At 60.8% G+C, this 16,083-nt stretch carries 14 protein-coding genes; 11 read left to right on the top strand and 3 right to left on the bottom strand.

The window, feature by feature from the left end; all coding sequences use genetic code 11:
• The 7 genes from BGP17_RS10215 to BGP17_RS10185 form a co-directional block, all read left to right on the top strand.
• Positions 1–777 (top strand): group II intron maturase-specific domain-containing protein (locus BGP17_RS10215; protein ID WP_286711868.1); only part of this gene is annotated, 777 nt, incomplete at its 5' end.
• 12 nt (positions 778–789) lie between these two features.
• Positions 790–1,530 carry a type-F conjugative transfer system pilin assembly protein TrbC gene (trbC, locus tag BGP17_RS10210; RefSeq protein ID WP_017502430.1) on the top strand — a complete coding sequence of 247 codons (741 nt, stop codon included), beginning with the start codon at positions 790–792 and terminating at the stop codon, positions 1,528–1,530.
• The gene (locus BGP17_RS10205; RefSeq protein WP_286711867.1) at positions 1,527–3,398 is read left to right on the top strand and encodes a conjugal transfer protein TraN; all 1,872 of its coding nucleotides are present in this window, start codon (positions 1,527–1,529) and stop codon (positions 3,396–3,398) included. The genes trbC and BGP17_RS10205 overlap by 4 nt, the downstream gene beginning before the upstream one ends.
• On the top strand, positions 3,395–3,814 hold the full coding sequence (locus tag BGP17_RS10200) for a hypothetical protein (protein WP_017502428.1): 420 nt from the start codon (positions 3,395–3,397) through the stop codon (positions 3,812–3,814). The genes BGP17_RS10205 and BGP17_RS10200 overlap by 4 nt, the downstream gene beginning before the upstream one ends.
• A gap of 198 nt (positions 3,815–4,012) precedes the next feature.
• Positions 4,013–4,831 (top strand): conjugal transfer protein TraF, encoded by an 819-nt coding sequence (locus BGP17_RS10195; protein ID WP_017502427.1) that lies wholly within the window; start codon positions 4,013–4,015, stop codon positions 4,829–4,831.
• A gap of 32 nt (positions 4,832–4,863) precedes the next feature.
• Positions 4,864–6,294: a conjugal transfer protein TraH gene (locus BGP17_RS10190; protein WP_228167509.1), complete on the top strand. Its 1,431-nt coding sequence runs from the start codon at positions 4,864–4,866 to the stop codon at positions 6,292–6,294.
• Between the two features lie 15 nt (positions 6,295–6,309).
• Positions 6,310–9,105, top strand: a complete 2,796-nt coding sequence (locus tag BGP17_RS10185) for a conjugal transfer protein TraG N-terminal domain-containing protein (protein ID WP_048938675.1) — start codon at positions 6,310–6,312, stop codon at positions 9,103–9,105.
• 2 nt (positions 9,106–9,107) lie between these two features.
• On the opposite strand, the gene BGP17_RS10180 is transcribed toward BGP17_RS10185, so the two are convergent.
• Together BGP17_RS10180 and BGP17_RS10175 are read right to left on the bottom strand one after the other, a co-directional pair.
• Positions 9,108–9,314: a hypothetical protein gene (locus tag BGP17_RS10180; RefSeq protein WP_017502541.1), complete on the bottom strand. Its 207-nt coding sequence runs from the start codon at positions 9,312–9,314 to the stop codon at positions 9,108–9,110.
• A gap of 52 nt (positions 9,315–9,366) precedes the next feature.
• A complete protein-coding gene (locus BGP17_RS10175; RefSeq protein WP_017502540.1) occupies positions 9,367–9,663 on the bottom strand; it encodes a hypothetical protein in 297 nt (98 codons plus the stop codon).
• A 387-nt stretch (positions 9,664–10,050) separates the two neighbouring features.
• Between BGP17_RS10175 and BGP17_RS10170 the strand changes: the two genes are divergently transcribed.
• From BGP17_RS10170 to BGP17_RS10155, 4 genes are all read left to right on the top strand, one after another.
• Positions 10,051–10,608 (top strand): hypothetical protein, encoded by a 558-nt coding sequence (locus BGP17_RS10170; RefSeq protein ID WP_017502539.1) that lies wholly within the window; start codon positions 10,051–10,053, stop codon positions 10,606–10,608.
• Between the two features lie 25 nt (positions 10,609–10,633).
• Positions 10,634–11,743: a helix-turn-helix domain-containing protein gene (locus BGP17_RS10165; RefSeq protein ID WP_037521841.1), complete on the top strand. Its 1,110-nt coding sequence runs from the start codon at positions 10,634–10,636 to the stop codon at positions 11,741–11,743.
• An 81-nt stretch (positions 11,744–11,824) separates the two neighbouring features.
• Positions 11,825–13,774: an ATP-dependent nuclease gene (locus BGP17_RS10160; RefSeq protein ID WP_026109464.1), complete on the top strand. Its 1,950-nt coding sequence runs from the start codon at positions 11,825–11,827 to the stop codon at positions 13,772–13,774.
• On the top strand, positions 13,771–15,420 hold the full coding sequence (locus BGP17_RS10155; protein ID WP_017502536.1) for a UvrD-helicase domain-containing protein: 1,650 nt from the start codon (positions 13,771–13,773) through the stop codon (positions 15,418–15,420). Before BGP17_RS10160 ends, BGP17_RS10155 begins: the two co-directional genes overlap by 4 nt.
• A 188-nt stretch (positions 15,421–15,608) precedes the next feature.
• Here the strand turns inward: BGP17_RS10155 and BGP17_RS10150 are convergent, their stop codons facing one another.
• The gene (locus tag BGP17_RS10150) at positions 15,609–16,073 is read right to left on the bottom strand and encodes a hypothetical protein (RefSeq protein WP_017502535.1); all 465 of its coding nucleotides are present in this window, start codon (positions 16,071–16,073) and stop codon (positions 15,609–15,611) included.
• Between the last annotated feature and the right edge of the window lie 10 nt (positions 16,074–16,083).

The following is a 16,083-nucleotide window of genomic DNA, read 5'->3' as shown; positions in this document are numbered from 1 at the left end:
ATACCCGTCACACCGCTCGACAAACGGGGTCCCTTTTGGACGCCGATAGGGGGTCCTTTTTGGACGCCGATTGACACCGATGACTTCCTGATCTTCGTGTCGGGGACCGAAGCTGACGCTCTTGCCGAAAAGCAGGCGCTGGCGACCTACCTGCACGAAACGATGGGTCTGACGCTATCGCCCGAAAAGACGCGCATCACTGCGCTGACTAAGGGTTGTCGGTTCTTGGGATGCCGTGTGCGGCTCAAGTGGGACAAGCGGTTCGGGCTTCATGCCCGGATCGAAATCCCGCGCGAGCCAATCAACGGCTTCCACATACGGGTAAATCAACTGGCCCGGCGGCAGACGCTCCGGCGTTCGCTCACGGCCATGCTTCAGGAACTTAATCCATACCTCCGGGGGTGGTCCGCCTACTACCGCTACTGCGTGGGGGCCAAGCGCATCTTTGCCAGTCTCGACTGGCATGTGCGCCAACGCCTCTGGCTGTGGCTTCGGGCCAAGCACCAACGTGTTCCCGGGAGGAAAGTCGCATCGTGGCGTAGGCCGAGCACCGCCCATCCGGGCAACCCGGTCTGGGCCGAAGGCGGCACGGAGCAATTCTTGATGAGCTACGTGCCGGTTCGGAGGTTCGATCTCAAATGGATGAAGAAACCCGAGTTCGCCAAGGCTTCTGGAGAGCCGGATGCACAACGAAAGGTGCACGTCCGGTTCGGAGAGCAGGCGTGGGAAACTGGCGGTGGAGACACCCCACAGCGCCCACGTCTGACTCTACTTTAGGGGGAGGGGGAGATGCGCCTCGTCAGGATCGGGCTTTTCGCCCTTGTCGGCACCGTCGCCCTCTCGGCACTTGCCCAGACGATCGAAGGTCAGGATGTCGACGCGATCAGGAAGCGCTCGGCCGAGATGAAGGCGGATGCTGAAGCGCTGGTGGACCATGTGAAGGACAGGGGTGTGCGCTTCCGGGAAGAGGCTGGCGCGGTCCAGGAAGGCGGTGTGGCGAACATGCGACGCGTCGCCGCGAGCGAGCTCCCCGTCGGACCGCCTGGCGCGGTCGATTTCGACGAGATCGTCAAAGGGGCTGCGGCCAATGCGTCCGTGCCTAGCGGCGATGCACCAAAGCTGATCGTGTTTGCCAGCCTGTCCATGCCGCAAGCGTCGCTGAAGCGTCTGATCGCCGACACGGCCCAGGCCGGCGGCGTGGTGGTGTTTCGCGGCTTCCCGGACAATTCGGCCAAAGCCTTTGTGAAACAGCTTGGCGCAGTGGTCTCGCGTGACGACATGACCAGCATCGGCATCGATCCGCGGCTGTTTCGCGCGTTCAGCGTCCAGGCGGTGCCGACCTACGTCTCGGTTTCGTCCGACTTCGACCTGTGCGCCGGTTTCAACTGCCAGACGAAACTACCGCCTTTCGACCGTATCGTTGGCAACGTCAGCCTGGAATATGCCCTCGAGCAGTTCGCGCAGGGCAGGGGGCCCGGCGCGCGGGTAGCCGCGGTCGGGCTGTCGAACCTGCGCAAGGCAAATCCATGAGGGGGCAGGTCTCTTGCCTTGGAGCGGCGATCCTGCTCGCGCTGGGATCTCCGGCCGCAGCGCAGATGACCCTCGATGAGGCACGTCAGCAAGGCAAGGACATGGGCTCTGAGAAGCGCCGCGATACCACGCTGGTGCCATCGAGCGATGCTCAGGCCGCAGCGGTGCCGGGCTTTTCCGGCACGAACCTGCCCGAAGGGTCTTACTTCAGTGATCCCGAGCGGCTCGAGGCCGCCGCCCAGGCGACAAAATCGTCCAGCCAGCCCTATCGCATCACGACCGACGCGGACCATACCCGCGCCACGTTCAGCAATTCGGAGGTGCTGACCACCACGGCCCGGGCCACTGCCGTCGAGAATGATCCATCCACCTACCTGGAGGGAGAGGATTACAGCAGCAATGGTGGCTCCTGCGCTCCCCTGCCGCCCGCGCCAGGCAGCACCGGCTATTACGAGGCAACCTGCAATGCCGGTGAAAAGGTCGATGAGGAGACGCGCACCTGTCCGGTCAGCCTCTCGGTCCGGGCCGATCGGCGAACAATCTATACCTATTACGCTGGCCGGTTGAGAACGAACCCGCAGGACGGTGGGCCCTATCCTGCACGCGCCGCATTCGACGATGAAATCGGCTCGGGTGTTTGCTGGGAAAGCCGACCGATCGACTATTGTGGCAGCATGGCCGCCTATGGCTATACGGCCGCTAAAGACTGCCGACGGCTTGGCCACACCGCTGTCGAAGTCAAATGCAGCGCCGAGGCACAGGGCATTACCCCTGGCTTCTTTCATCCTGGCACCGTTGTCTCGACGGGCAACTATTGGCTGACGAAGCAGGACGAACCTGCGGTTCCCGTGATCACGCGCAACGAAGGAATGTGCGCCGGCAACGCGGCTGATGCGAATTGTACGCTGCAGGGCGAGGTTTGCACCTCGAGTGACCCGGTCACTCGTATCGTCGACGGGATCGCGGTGACGCAGCCGTGCTGGGCATGGGAGCGAACCTATCAGTGCAATCGCATCTCCTCAGCAAGCGACTGCGGGGAGCTCGAGACCAACCATCAATGCACGTATCTACGGACAGAATGCCTCGATGAGGATCCTGACGGCGGCGCCTGCAAGGTGACCGAAAAGATCTACCGCTGCCCGACACCCTCGAGCCCCGGCGAGACCGCCCCACAGTATATCTGCGGAAATGACGTTTACTGCATCAACGGCGAATGCGAACCGATCGTCCGCGAGGCTTCGACCGAGTTCAAGGATGCGCTCGTTGCTCTCCACTCGATCGACCAGGCAGGATCGGAGTTCGATGAAGCGAACCTGACCGTGTTCAAGGGCGCGCGCGAAACGTGCCACAAGCCGGTCTTCGGACTGATCAACTGCTGCGCTGGCAAGTCGTCCGGGCTGCTGACGGCCGCTGCGGGCATTGGGGCACTGGCAGGTGGGCCAACCGCTATCGCGGCGCTCGCGACGCCCTTCCTGGCCCTGTTTGCCTGCTCGCAAAGCGAGATGCGCCTCGACATCAAGGATCGCATGGGATTTTGCCACAAGCTGGGAACATACTGCTCCTCCAGCTTCCTCGGGATCTGCAAGACCAAACGGACTGCCTATTGCTGCTTCGAAAGCAAATTGAGCCGGATACTGCAGGAGCAGGGACGCATTCAGCTCGGTAAGCCATGGGGCGCCCCCAAGAGCGAGCAGTGTCGTGGATTCACGATCGAGGAATTTGCTCGTCTCGACTTGTCCAAGATGGATTTCACTGAGGTCTATAAGGAGTTCATGGACGCCGCCAAGCTGCCCGACGAAGTCGAGACGATGCGGCAGATACAGGACAAGATTAACAACTATTACGAACTGCACGGAACTGGCGGATGAGCGATGGACCATCCGGAGGGCAGATGGCCCCAGCCGCAAATGACGTCATCGATACCTGCGAGGCGTGCCCGATCAACGGCATGACGGTCATCGAGCTCGGCATATTTCTGTCCGTTCACCGCTCGATCCAACCGTTGCCGTCCCAGGACATCTGCGATGTCGTCAATGGCTGGTTCGCCGATACCGTCTCCTGCGCAAGTATCGACAGTGCCACGCTGCTGATGCGGCGGCGGGGCTGGCTTGCCGGTACGCGCTGCGGGTTCTGGGCCACCGAGCAGGGGCGGACCGTAGCGCGCCCCGTTTTGCACGGAATCGTCAATATGCTCGATCAAGGCACTCGTCTCCTCGACGTCGCCTTGATGATGAGCCTGCTTCGCCTCACCAAGAAGGAGCTCGATAGTGCCATCGATCTTTGAACCGGTCCTCCTGCTGCTCCTGTCGGCCACAGACCAACCTCCCGCTGCTTCGCCTCGACCAGCACCCGCTCCACCACTCTGCCAGCGTGCATCGTCCGGCTCCCCATGCTGCCGCGTGCCATCGCTCTGGTCTGAGCCACCCCCACCTTCCGCACCGCAAACGTCTCCAGCGCTCGCGCCGGAGAAGGGGGCCAACCAATGATTGCCCGTGGTTTCATCGCGCTCGTCTATGCAGCCTTTCTCACACCTGTGCCCGCTGCAGCACAGGTCGCCGCACCTCGGCACCAACCCGATGGAGCAACGCAGGCCGGTGACGAATTCTACTGCGAAGAGCGGCGTCTGGGGCAATGGTTCTACTGCACGAAGCCCGAGCCCAAGCCCGATATCGACGCGCCTCAGGCGCCGGCTTCGTCGGCCGCAGAGCGGCTGAGCGCGATCACCAAGGAGTTGGACGAGCTCAAGGCTCGCGCGATCCTGGATCCGTCCCAAGAGAATGTGGTGGCGTATGTGCGATTCCAACGCGAACAGCTCGACCGCGCATCCACCTTCTCTGACACCTGGCAGCGGGCGCTGTGGCAGCATTCAGACCTTGACTACACCTTGCAGCGCCCGGTCTCGACCGTGGCAAAGCGCGCCTGGCTTGATAACCGGAAGGCGGACCGGGACGCGGTCCTGACCAATCTCAGTCAGCGCTATGGCCTGTTCTACTTCTTCGCCCAAAGCTGCGGCGCCTGCGAGGTCTTTTCTCCGATCCTGCGTTCGGTCGCCGACAGCCACCGGATGGCGGTGATGGCGGTATCGATGGATGGCGGCCCAAGCCGCGACTTCCCCCGATATGTGGTCGATAGTGGCCAACGGGCGCGGATGGGCATTTCCGGCAACGAGACGCCGGCCCTCGTTCTTTTCGACACCGCCACGCGCAAGACCATTCCGGTCGGGTACGGCATCCTCAGCGCTGATGAAATCATGGAGCGCATCTTCACGCTGACCAACACCAAGGTGGGGAGCGACTACTGATGAACGGCATACGAGGAAACGCTTTTGGCCGTATGGTCTCCCGTACTGCCACCGGGCTAGCGTTGCTCGCTGCCTCGAACCTCGCGCTTACAGGCGTGGCGCGGGCGGATGTCGCCGGCGAGATGAACAGCTTCTTCAATGATGCCGGGGGCGCTGCCAATGTCACCGGCCCGTCCGCCTATCAGGGGCAATCGGCAGGCTACTATTCGCTCGGCAATGTCTGGACCCGTTTCCCCCAGAAGAGCGTGTCTCCCTTCAATCTGCAATTACCGAGCGCCAGAGCGGGCTGCGGCGGCATAGATCTGTTCGCAGGCTCCTTCTCCTTCATCAACGCGAGTGAGATCGTTGCGATGCTGAAGGCGACGGCGAACAACGCGCTTGGTTTCGCCTTCAAGCTCGCCATCGACAGTGTGTCGCCGGAGATCGGCAAGGTAATGGATGAGTTCTCCCAGAAGGCGCAGCTCCTCAACCAGATGAACATCTCCTCGTGTGAGACCGCCCAGGCTCTGGTTGGCGGGATCTGGCCCCAGATGGAGACGACACGATCCACGATCTGCGAGGCGGTAGGGAACAGCCAGGGCATCTTTTCCGACTGGGCGGCGGCACGGCAGGGCTGCAATAATGGTGGCCAGCGCGACAGCACGATTGCCCGAAACAATGATCCGCGAATGCGCGAGCAGCTCATCGGCGAACCGCACAACTACACCTGGGAGGCGCTGCGCAAATCGCAGAAGTTCGGGGCCTTCGACCAGGAATTCTCGGAATACATCATGACGATCGTGGGCACGGTCGTGACCCGGCCGCCAACTGGCAGCGATCAGGGGCCGCAGGTGGATATCGTGGGCCCGGCCGAGGAAGCGGTGGTCACCGCGCTCCTGGATGGCACTGCCAACGCGCCGGCGGTGAAGATCCTCAAATGTACGAACTCGGACTGCACGACGATTGGCGAGCAAGCCCTCACGGTTCCCGCGAGTGCTGCATTGCGGCCGCGGATCTCAGCGATGATCACCTCGATCAGCAGCAAGATCCGCAGTGACACCGCGCTAGATGCCGGGGAGCGGCAGCTTCTGAACATCGCTACGATCCCGCTGTACAAAATCCTCGCGGTTCAGGCGATGGCCCATCAGGTGCTGGCCGACGGGGAGATCCAGACGCTCTCCGAGATCGTCGCAATCGACATGCTCAACGCGATGGTCGACAACATACTCGACCGGGTTGAGCAGGCGAAGGTCTTCTATCAGACGGCCGACCAGGAAACCGCTTCGCAGTGGCGCCAGCAAATCGCAGCGACGCGCGCGAAATTCGCGCAGCGCGACATCAAGCTGAGCAATAAGCTCAATGAGACGCTGATGATCATCAACCGCAGCGTTATGCTCGAATCCACGCTGCAGAACGCGATGTCACCGGGCATGCAGGCAGCACTCAGCTTTTCGCGGAGCCTCAATGTCCAGGGCCTGATGTAAGGCGGGGAGGGGGGTATGCTGGAGGTCTTTACGGTTGGCGGCGGTGAGTATCTCGTCAACACGTTCAACGCCGTTGCCGCCTGGTCGGGGGGAGGGGGCTATAAGTCCCTGATCCGGGTGGTGATGGTGATGGGCTTGATCTACTCCCTGATCACGGTCGCTTTCAGCCTGAACTACAAGGCGTGGCTCAACTGGTTCCTGGGAGCGACAGCAATTTATCTCTGCCTGATGGTCCCCACCGTCGACATCAAGGTGACCGACAGGATCAACCCGTCCCTGGCGCCAGCGACTGTCGACAACGTGCCCCTGGGCCTGGGGGTCCTTTCAAGCTTCACGACACAGATCGGAGACTGGCTGACACGGACGGCCGAGACGGTGTTCGTTATGCCCGGAGAGCTCAACTACACGTCGAATGGCATGATTTATGGCGCGCGCCTCTTCGATGCCACGCGCAACTTCACCATTCGCGACGCCGAATTTTCGACCAATCTCGAGCAGCATTTCAAGAACTGTGTCTTCGGTGACGTGCTCCTCCACCACAAATCGCTGACCGATCTGGCGAAGGCCAGCGACCTTTGGACGGCGATCGGTCCTGGATCGGAGGCCCGATCCCAGCAATGGCTCGAGAGAGCTTCCGGCGGGAAGGTAAGCAGTCACATTGTTACCTGCCGGGTCGCATACCAGGCGCTGGGCGGGCAGTGGGAAACCATGATCCAGGCCAACGCGGCGATCTGGGGCAAGATTGTGTATCCAAGGCTCAGCAACGAAGCGGCGGCCGCGAAGCTCACCCATGACGTTCCAGTGATCAACGCAGCGTTCACCGGCAACAGCGATAATTTCGTGGGCGTGATGCGGCAGAACAGCGCGATCAATGCGTTCATGCAAGCGCGGGATGGCATGTCGGGAAGCACTGCTGGTGCGTCGATCGATGCCTTTGCTACTACCCGAGCCGACATTCAGGCCCGCAACACTTACAATTCGATTGCGCAACAGGCGATGGCCTGGGTGCCGATCCTGAACATTGTCCTGACGGTTGTCTTCTTCGCGATGTTCCCTGTGATCTTCCCATTGTTCATGATGCCCCAGACCGGCCTGAATGCCCTGCGCGGCTATGCCATGGGCTTCTTCTATCTGGCTGCTTGGGGACCGCTCTACGTGATCCTCCATATGGTCTGCATGACTCGCGCCGAGAGCGCCGTCCGCGGTCTTTCGGGGGGTGGGATGTCCCTTGGGAGCTATGCCGGCATCGGGGCCGTCAATTCCGAAACCGCGACGATCGCCGGCTTCATGCTCATGAGCATACCGTTCCTTGCTGCTGGGCTCGCACGGGGAGCGATGTCCATCGCGGGGCAGGCTACGAGCATGCTGGCGCCGGCGCAAAATGCTGCGGAGGCCGCGGCTGTGGAACAGACTACCGGCAATTATTCCTACGGGAATGTCAGCTGGGCTAATGCGACCTCGAACATGCGGCAGAGCGACCAATGGACGACCGCGCCCAGCTATATGGGCGGCAATGCGAGCACGGGTTGGCGGCAGGACAATGGTGCCGTCGTCACTGGCTTTGGCAACGGTCAGGAGGTGATCGACACCGGAGCGGCAATATCGAGGCTCGGGTTCACCCCGACGGCGACGAGCGGCAATGTGGCGGAATGGCGTGAGATGGCAAGCAGCGCCCATCGTCAAGCCCAGGCCTATGAAAATGCCGCCCAGGAACTGATCACCTGGACCAAGACTGATCGTAGCGGCACGAGCCGGTCAACGGAAACGTCCTCTGGATGGGACTCCAGCGCTGGCCGCTCGGCAAACACCTCAGTCGATCAATTCGACCGCACCACGGCGTCGAGCAGCCAGGGCTTCGACGAGCGGTCGTCAACAGGCCAGAGTCTCACAATAGGTAACGGTCGAGATCGGTCGGCAACCGTATCTGATACCGTCGGAGGGAGATTGTCGGCAGGAACTTCCGGCGGAGGGGGAGGCAAACAAGGCCTTCGCGGTGCTCTTCCCTCACTCGGACTTCAGGTGGGTTCTCAGGGACAGCAGTCCGACCAGCTACGACACTCTACTTCGGACAATCGGACGTCCGAAAGCCAGAGCTCCGCGAGCAGCAACTTTCGAGATGAACATTCGAGTGGATCAGGCGCATCACAGGCTGATGGGACCTATGAGAAAGCAGGCACCTTCTCGCGCGCATCGACAACCGCGAGCAGTTCCATGTCGCATGAGGAGGCTCTCGCACGCGCGAATTCTTACTCCGAGACGGCGCGGAAGCTCGAGGAACTATCCCAGCAGCTGTCGCGCGATGCGAGTTATGCAGAGACCCACGGCCTCAGTCTCAGCCAGAATCTGAGCCAGGATCTTGCGCAGTGGTATCGGACTGAGCAGGCCTCCAGCAGGGGGCTCGATGCGCCGGAACTCTGGGCTACCGTGCTGACGCCGCATCAGGCACAGGTCCGGCAAGAAATGATCGAGCGATGGATGGAAAGCCGCCAGGAAGCCATTCGCGCCGAGGTCGCAGATCGTCTGGGTGAACCCGATTTGGTGCATGTTGGGCATCCGGATACCACAGACGCATCGGATGTCGCGGGAGCCTATCGACCACGGGTGCCGCCGAAGCTTCCCAGCGGGCCGGACCGCGGCGACCCGCACAAAGCCTCGGAGCTAATCGATGCAGGGGCAAAAAGAAGCGCCAGCGAACGAGGGTCAGCGCAGGCCGTTCGTACTACCAACGTGCAGGCTGCTTCCTCGCTTCAATCCGAGGCAGGCGAAAACCAGAATGTCGGTTTCTTCCAGGACAAGAACCTGCGTGACTGATGTCAAAGCGCTACGAACATGTAGCCGATGACGCCCAAAAGCAGCACGTACGCAAAGCCGTGAGCGATCTTGCCTCCAACAGTCTGAGGAAGCGGCTGTGCCTCTTGGAAACCTGTCGGATCGTCCGCATCATCGTCCACGAACCCAAAAAGCGGTCCGCCGAGTTGATCTCGCGTGAGATTGAAGAGATTCCAATCGAAGTGCTGCATCGTTCTCTCCGGTGCGCTTCGAACATAGCGCAGAAGGGAGGAAACTTCAAACTCAGGCAGGATCTGGCGTGGACCTTTCATCGGCCACGATGCCTAAAGGCAGATCAACCCCATGCTCTATCCTGGCAACCGTCAGAAGGCCCTTATAGGTTTCGACGCGCTGCCCGGCAGAAAGGATGCGGGCCTCGAATGATCCGAAACCGACCCATTCAGGGGGATATGTACGCACCTGCTCGAAATCCTTCTTGGGCACCGAGCTCGGCCCGCGATTGGCGATGCGCACCGATGATTTCGGTGCGAACACCATCGCGCTGCCATCTTCAAATTCAACGAGGATATTCTCGTTCATCACAATCCCCTTATTTCAACCGTGCCGATGCCACTTCGGTCTTATGGTGGAAATCTGGTTCTGAGCGTAGGCATTCTTGCTCTTGATCAGGCACGGCCAGTTCCCGCAAATTTGCCTCGCTCGGGGTGGCGGTGATCGACCAATTTTAGCCGTTTAGAGGGTATGTCATGAACAGCAACTTATGTCAGAACCTGCCATCGACCTGTGCAATCTTTTGGAGAACATTGATCGTCGCCTAGGCTTTTGGCGCTGATGCCGCATGGGACCATACCAAAGCGTCAATCGGCTGGTTTACAGATTTGCTTCTAGTTGACAGATTTATCAATTAGCCCATAGTGCCTTTGAAACGATGACGAGGGCCGACCGACATGACCAAGACACAAGGATTTGACCGAAGAGCGCCTCGTTGCGGTCGGGCAGATGATCCTCGAGGCTCGGCGTTTGGCTGTCGAACTTTTCGATTCCGACATTGGTGACGATGGCTGGACCTTGGGGTGCCGTGCATCCCAGTTCGCTCGATACCGTATTCTCACGGCCTTCGACGGCCAGCGCTTTCCCTGGCTGACCGTGATCGATCGCTCCCGCCGTCTGATCTTCACGATCGGCGAGGTGCCGGTTCGCATTTATCGCGGTGAGGCGGAAGAGCCAACCGCCCGTACCCTTCATCAGAGCCTGAGCGAGCTGGACCAGCTTGGCTTCTCGTTCGATGAGCGCGATGAGGGTCACGATCTCGCTTACCGCTTTGCGGTTGAGACCGATGTCGATGGCAGCGCTCTCGCCGTCAAGTTCGTCGGCCTGCGCGGTGAGACGGCTGTGCTGAACTGGAATGTGCCTCTCGGTTTGGACGCATTCACTGGTGGCATCGGTATGCCAGCGACCGAGTCTGTTGAGCTCGATGCCCCCAGCGTGGGCGTGCGCGATCGTAAGACGAAAACAGGCGAGTAACGCCGTTCAAACGGCAAGGAATGAAATGGTCATTTCCGCTTTCCACGGGGAGCGCTTGCGCCTCGCTCGAGTGGCGCTGGGCTTGACGCTCGACCAATTGGGTGCGCGGGTCAGCGCCACACGCCAGTATCTTAACCAGCTTGAGCAAGGGCTGAAGGTACCCACCGACGAGATGCGCGCCGCGCTCGCGGCAGCTCTCGGCATTGCGGAGCATTTCTTCGCGATCCCGGCATCGGCGGGGATTAGTCCGGAGCAGTGTCACTTCCGTAAGCAGCGCACGACACCCGTGTCCGTCGTCAGCCAGGTGCTGGCGCGCGGTACCCTGCTTGACGGTTTCGTTAGCAGGCTAGACCACGAACTCGATCTTCCGACCGTGTCTTTCCCCGATATTCCGGTGGCCAGCGCGGCCGAGATTGAAGCCGCGGCCGATCATGCGCGTGAGCATTGGCGGCTCGGAACCGGTCCGATCTCGAGCATGATGCGGGTTGTGGAAAATGCTGGGGCCGTGGTCAGCTTCTTCAGTGGTGTGTCCGAACGGGTGGACGCTCTTTCAATAGATTGTGTTCGGCCAATGATCATCCGCAGCGAGGCGAAGCCTGCCGCCTGCAGGCTGCGTTTCGACTTGGCGCATGAGGCCGGGCACCTCATCATGCATCGAGGCATTCAAACCGGCGATAAGGTAACTGAGGATCAGGCAAACCGGTTTGCCAGCGCCTTCCTGTTGCCCCGCTCTTCGTTCATCCATGAGTTTCCGCGCAGCCGCCTCCTAGACTGGTCGGCCATATTCTCGCTGAAACTCCGCTGGAAGGTATCAGCCGCTGCGATACTGCGGCGAGCCTATGACCTTAGGATGATTTCTCCGGATCAGTATCGGACCGGCTACATCCATCTTAGCAAGACCGGCCAAAGGCGCGCTGAGCGCTTCGACGATCAGATCCCCACAGAGATGCCCGAACTCCTGCCCAAGGCTTTGCAGGCCCTCGAGGCAGCATTTCCCGGTTCACTGACCCGCATGGTCGATGCCTCGGGTTTGCAGGCCGAGATGTTCGAGCACGTCTCTGGCCTCGCGCTGCCAGTGGAAAAGACACCAGACGACAACATCGTTCCGATTAACCTTTGGAAATCAAGCATTTAACGGGATGTGGCCGATACGGCCTGAGTGCTAGGATCGCGTGCATAAGAGTGCGCGGCATCGGATTGGATAAAGGGGATTGTCGTGAAGTTGGTGGAGTTAAGACTGTCGAATTTCCGCTGCTTCGGACCAGAAGCGACGAAAATTTCGCTCGCAAATACGACCTTCATCTTGGGCCCTAATGGCTCAGGCAAGACGGCGGTCTTGCAGGCGCTCGGAAGAATGTTCAGTCTCGACCCCGCGCAGCGTAAGATCCGCACGTCGGATTTTCACATCTCATCGGATGAAGACCCGGAGGACGCACCTTCGACGCGAGATCTGTGGATTGAGGCCGACTTCGAGTTCCCCGAGTTAGCCGATGCCGATGCCGATGAGGCAGAGGACGGCACAATGCCGGCCGTCGCAGGCAACTTCTCCCATCTCCAGATGGAAACAGACGACGCGTCGGTTCGAATTCGCTTCCGCCTCCAAGCCAGCCTCGACGAGGACGGGGACATCGAAGAAAGCTTCACCCATGTGATGCAGGTCGATGATGATGGAGTTCCAACCGTCCAAGGCAGGGTTTCCAAGCAGGACCGGGCCGCGGTGCAGGTCCATTACCTGCCAGCTCGGCGCAATCCCGCAGACCATATCTCTTACGCCGCCAACGCTTTGCTCGGCCGCGCACTTCGTGCCGCCAACTGGTCGGCGGAGCGCCAGACGATCTCGGCTCTCACGGAGCAGATCAGCGCAGCGCTCGTCGGCAACGCGTCGGTTAAGGGGATCGGTGATGAGGTCACCAAGCTCTGGGAATCGCTTCACAAGGGAAAATTTTACGCCAATCCGACTCTGTCGTTCGCTCAGAGCGAAATCGAAAATTTGCTGCGGCATCTCAGCCTGAGCTTCGCGCCCGGTCACGGTACGCCGCAGGTCGACTTCTCCCGACTAAGCGACGGTCAGCAATCCCTGCTGTACATTACGCTCGTTCTCGCGATGCGGGCCATCGGCAATGCAGTGCTAGCCGGCGACACCAATGCATTCGACATCGACAAGCTGCGCCCACCGCTTTTCACACTCGTGGCGGTCGAAGAGCCCGAGAACAGCCTGTCCCCGCACTATCTTGGTCGCGTTCTACGGACGCTGAGCGAGTTCGCGGAAGACGGCGATGCACAAGCCGTTATCGCGACCCATGCTCCCTCGCTGCTGCGCCGCGTCGAACCGGAGAGCATCCGCTACCTGCGCCTCGACGAGGAGCGGCGCACTACGGTGTCCCGGATCACTATGCCAAGCGGGGCCGAAGCGCACAAATATGTCCGGGAAGCGATCCAAGCCTTTCCCGAGCTCTACTTCGCGAGACTGCTGATCCTAGGCGAGGGAGACAGCGAGGAGGTGGTGTTGCCACGTTTGCTCGCGGCGCGTGGTATCCTGGCCGACGATGCCTCGATCTCGGTCGTTCCGCTGGGTGGACGGCACGTGAACCATTTCTGGCGCCTGCTGAGCGATCTCGGCATTCCATTCGTAACGTTGCTGGATCTCGACCTCGCGCGCCACCAGGGTGGCTGGGGCCGGATCAAATACGCGGCGAAGCAGCTGCTGCGATTCCAGGAAGACCCGGTGGATTTCGATGAGGAAGGTGCGGACGCGATTCCCAAGTGGGACAGCAAGCAAGGCCTGATGCTCAACGACGATGGCTGGATCGCCACGCTGGAAAAGAATGCGGTGTTCTTTTCCTCTCCGCTCGACCTCGACTTCATGATGATCGAGGCGTTTCCCGACGCCTATGGCCTGACCGATGCCGAACTCGAGGATCCAGACGACGGCACGATCGACGCCGTGCTCGGCAAGTCACACGACGCGCTCGGCGGTCAATATGACGATGCCCAGCAGCAACTGTTCGGGGCGTATCAGGAACGTTTCAAGCTCGGCAGCAAGCCGAGTTGGCACATCCGGGCGATGGCCAAACTCGACGACGACGCGCTGCTCGAAAGCATGCCCGAGGTTCTCGACCGAATGTTCGACCGCATCGAGGAGAAGCTCGCGGAATTGCCGGAATGATTCCCATCGCGCGCTGGGCGCCATCCGATGGGCTGGTCCTGGAGCCTAATGCGCTCGATGCGGCGAAGGAGACGGCTCGCAATCTCGCGCTCACCGCGGGTCCCGGCGCCGGCAAGACCGAGATGCTCGCCCAGCGCGCCGACTTCCTGCTGCGCACCGCGACCTGCCGCTATCCGCGCCGCATCCTCGCCATCTCCTTCAAGATCGACGCGGCCCAGAATCTGCGAGCACGAGTCCGGCGGCGCTGCGGAGCCGATCTTGGGGCGCGGCTAGACAGCTATACGTTTCATGCCTTCGCGAAGCGTCTGATCGACCAATTCCGCCCGGTGCTAAAGGGCGCGAATGCGCTCGACCCGGATTATTCGATCGGCCAGCGGCGCGTTCAGCGAACATCGATCACCTTCGCCGACATGGTGCCGCTCGCCCAGACGATCATCGAGAATAGTCGTATCGCCCGCAACGCCGTTCGGCAGACCTACAGCCATGTCTTTCTGGACGAGTTCCAAGACTGCACAGCCGATCAATATGCGCTCATTACCGCCTGCTTCGGCGGATCCACATGCCTGCTGACCGCCGTTGGCGATACCAAGCAGAGTATCATGGGCTGGGCTGGCGCGCTCGAAGGCATTTTCCAGACGTTCGCGGACGACTTCACTGCACACCCGCTCAATCTCTACCAGAATTTCCGTTCCGCACCCACCCTGCGGCGAATGCAGAATGCAATGGTGCGGGTGATGGACCCGCTCGCCGCCTTGGACGATGCCGACATCGTCGGGAACGAAGGGTCGATCGCCATCCTCAATTTCGCGGACGACGAAGAAGAGGCCGAAGGCATCGCGGCCCGGGTTCAGCAGCTCGCTGATAATGACGGCGTTTCCCTGTCGGAAATCGCTATCCTCGTCAGCAAACAGCAGCAACTATATTGCCAAAAGCTGATTGCGGCCTTCGACGCCTGCGGCATTGCCTATCGGGAAGAGGACGCAACCCAAAATTTGGCTTCGGAGCCCGCGGCGCGCCTTATCGTGGACTTTCTTCTGGTCACAAGCAGTCCCCGGCAGCCGGCAGCGCATCGCCGCCTGCTGGATCTCGTCGTTTTCAACCAAGGCGTCGACGAGGAACGCGAGTATCAGCTGCGCTCGAAGTGGAACCGGCTGCTCGGCGAGACGCGCAAGGCGATCGCGACCGGCAAGATCGATCTGTCACACAAGCCTGATCTCGAAAAGCTGGTGGATACGCTGCTTGCCGCGGTCGGCAGCGAAGCCATCGTAGCGATGTCCTCGACATATGCGCAGGGCGACATGCTGGCGACCTGCATCGTTGAAACCGTGGATCGCGCGCACGAGTTGCTATGCGGCGGGGTAGACCCAGCCACAGCGCTCTCGTCTTTCTCGGGGGATCGTGCGGTACGCATCATGTCGATCCACAAGAGCAAGGGACTCGAATTCGACACGGTGTTCATGCTTGGCGTCGAGGAGGAAACCTTCTGGGGCAAGCAGGCGGACGAGCGTTCGGCGTTCTTCGTTGGCATATCCCGCGCTAAGCTCCGCCTGTTCCTCACGGTCTGCGAGGAGCGCTCCAGACCTGCGGGCGCGGGCCGATGGACCGTCGCGCGGCGACCTCATGAGGAGTTCCTAAGCTATGTTTGATCACACGACCCGGAGAGGGCTTTAGCGGATCTACGACTGGCCGCTGTCAGCGCAACCGGACATTACTTTCGTGGTGCCGAACGGCAGGAATGTCCCAAAGCCTTCCTCTATTCAGGCGATTGTCCAACGGCGGAACTGGGTGTGAAGGTGCCACCGGACTGCGGTACGAGCCGACAGCAAAGCACTGGTCAGCGCCGGCGGTAATGTCGCTCGTTGTCGGTAGTAGTCCAGCTGTCGAATTGTCCGGGAAAGTCTGACTCAATCTGCTCCCGGAAGCGCTTGCCAGCATTACGTTGCTCGGTGGCCGTGAGACCGTCCCAACCTGACGAGATGGACTTCAGGGTGAACTCCTCGCCATGCTTCTTCCGATCCACGGCCGCCAAACCCTCGTTGGCGATCTTCGTCACCAGCTCGGTGCGGTAGGGAGGCTGCGATCGAACGACCTCGATGCCGCCATTGCGCTCCACAGATGCCGCGGTGCTCCCGCCGCTCTGGTCGCTAAACAAGTATCGCTTACCGCCAACCTCGACCGCGATGTCGCCCGTCCGCTCGATGGGTGTGCCCACCAGCCGGTCGAGGATCTCGCCCATCGCCTCGCGCTGCGCGGGTGTGATTAGCGCGTGCACGACCACGTTCTTGAGTGGCTTTTCCATTCGGTTCTCC

The sequence above is a fragment of the Sphingomonas sp. 67-41 genome, assembly GCF_001899725.1.
GTDB classification, from domain to species: Bacteria; Pseudomonadota; Alphaproteobacteria; order Sphingomonadales; family Sphingomonadaceae; genus Sphingomonas; species Sphingomonas leidyi.
This window is presented reverse-complemented; position numbering and strand designations above follow the sequence as displayed.

Excerpts from the sequence above, each read along its gene's own strand:
- BGP17_RS10150 (WP_017502535.1), bottom strand. The coding sequence starts at position 16,073 with ATGGAAAAGCCACTCAAGAACGTGGTCGTGCACGCGCTAATCACACCC.
- BGP17_RS10195 (WP_017502427.1), top strand. The coding sequence starts at position 4,013 with ATGATTGCCCGTGGTTTCATCGCGCTCGTCTATGCAGCCTTTCTCACA.
- BGP17_RS10175 (WP_017502540.1), bottom strand. The coding sequence starts at position 9,663 with ATGAACGAGAATATCCTCGTTGAATTTGAAGATGGCAGCGCGATGGTG.
- BGP17_RS10200 (WP_017502428.1), top strand. The coding sequence starts at position 3,395 with ATGAGCGATGGACCATCCGGAGGGCAGATGGCCCCAGCCGCAAATGAC.
- BGP17_RS10185 (WP_048938675.1), top strand. The coding sequence starts at position 6,310 with ATGCTGGAGGTCTTTACGGTTGGCGGCGGTGAGTATCTCGTCAACACG.
- BGP17_RS10190 (WP_228167509.1), top strand. The coding sequence starts at position 4,864 with ATGGTCTCCCGTACTGCCACCGGGCTAGCGTTGCTCGCTGCCTCGAAC.
- BGP17_RS10180 (WP_017502541.1), bottom strand. The coding sequence starts at position 9,314 with ATGCAGCACTTCGATTGGAATCTCTTCAATCTCACGCGAGATCAACTC.
- BGP17_RS10165 (WP_037521841.1), top strand. The coding sequence starts at position 10,634 with ATGGTCATTTCCGCTTTCCACGGGGAGCGCTTGCGCCTCGCTCGAGTG.
- BGP17_RS10155 (WP_017502536.1), top strand. The coding sequence starts at position 13,771 with ATGATTCCCATCGCGCGCTGGGCGCCATCCGATGGGCTGGTCCTGGAG.
- BGP17_RS10205 (WP_286711867.1), top strand. The coding sequence starts at position 1,527 with ATGAGGGGGCAGGTCTCTTGCCTTGGAGCGGCGATCCTGCTCGCGCTG.
- trbC (WP_017502430.1), top strand. The coding sequence starts at position 790 with ATGCGCCTCGTCAGGATCGGGCTTTTCGCCCTTGTCGGCACCGTCGCC.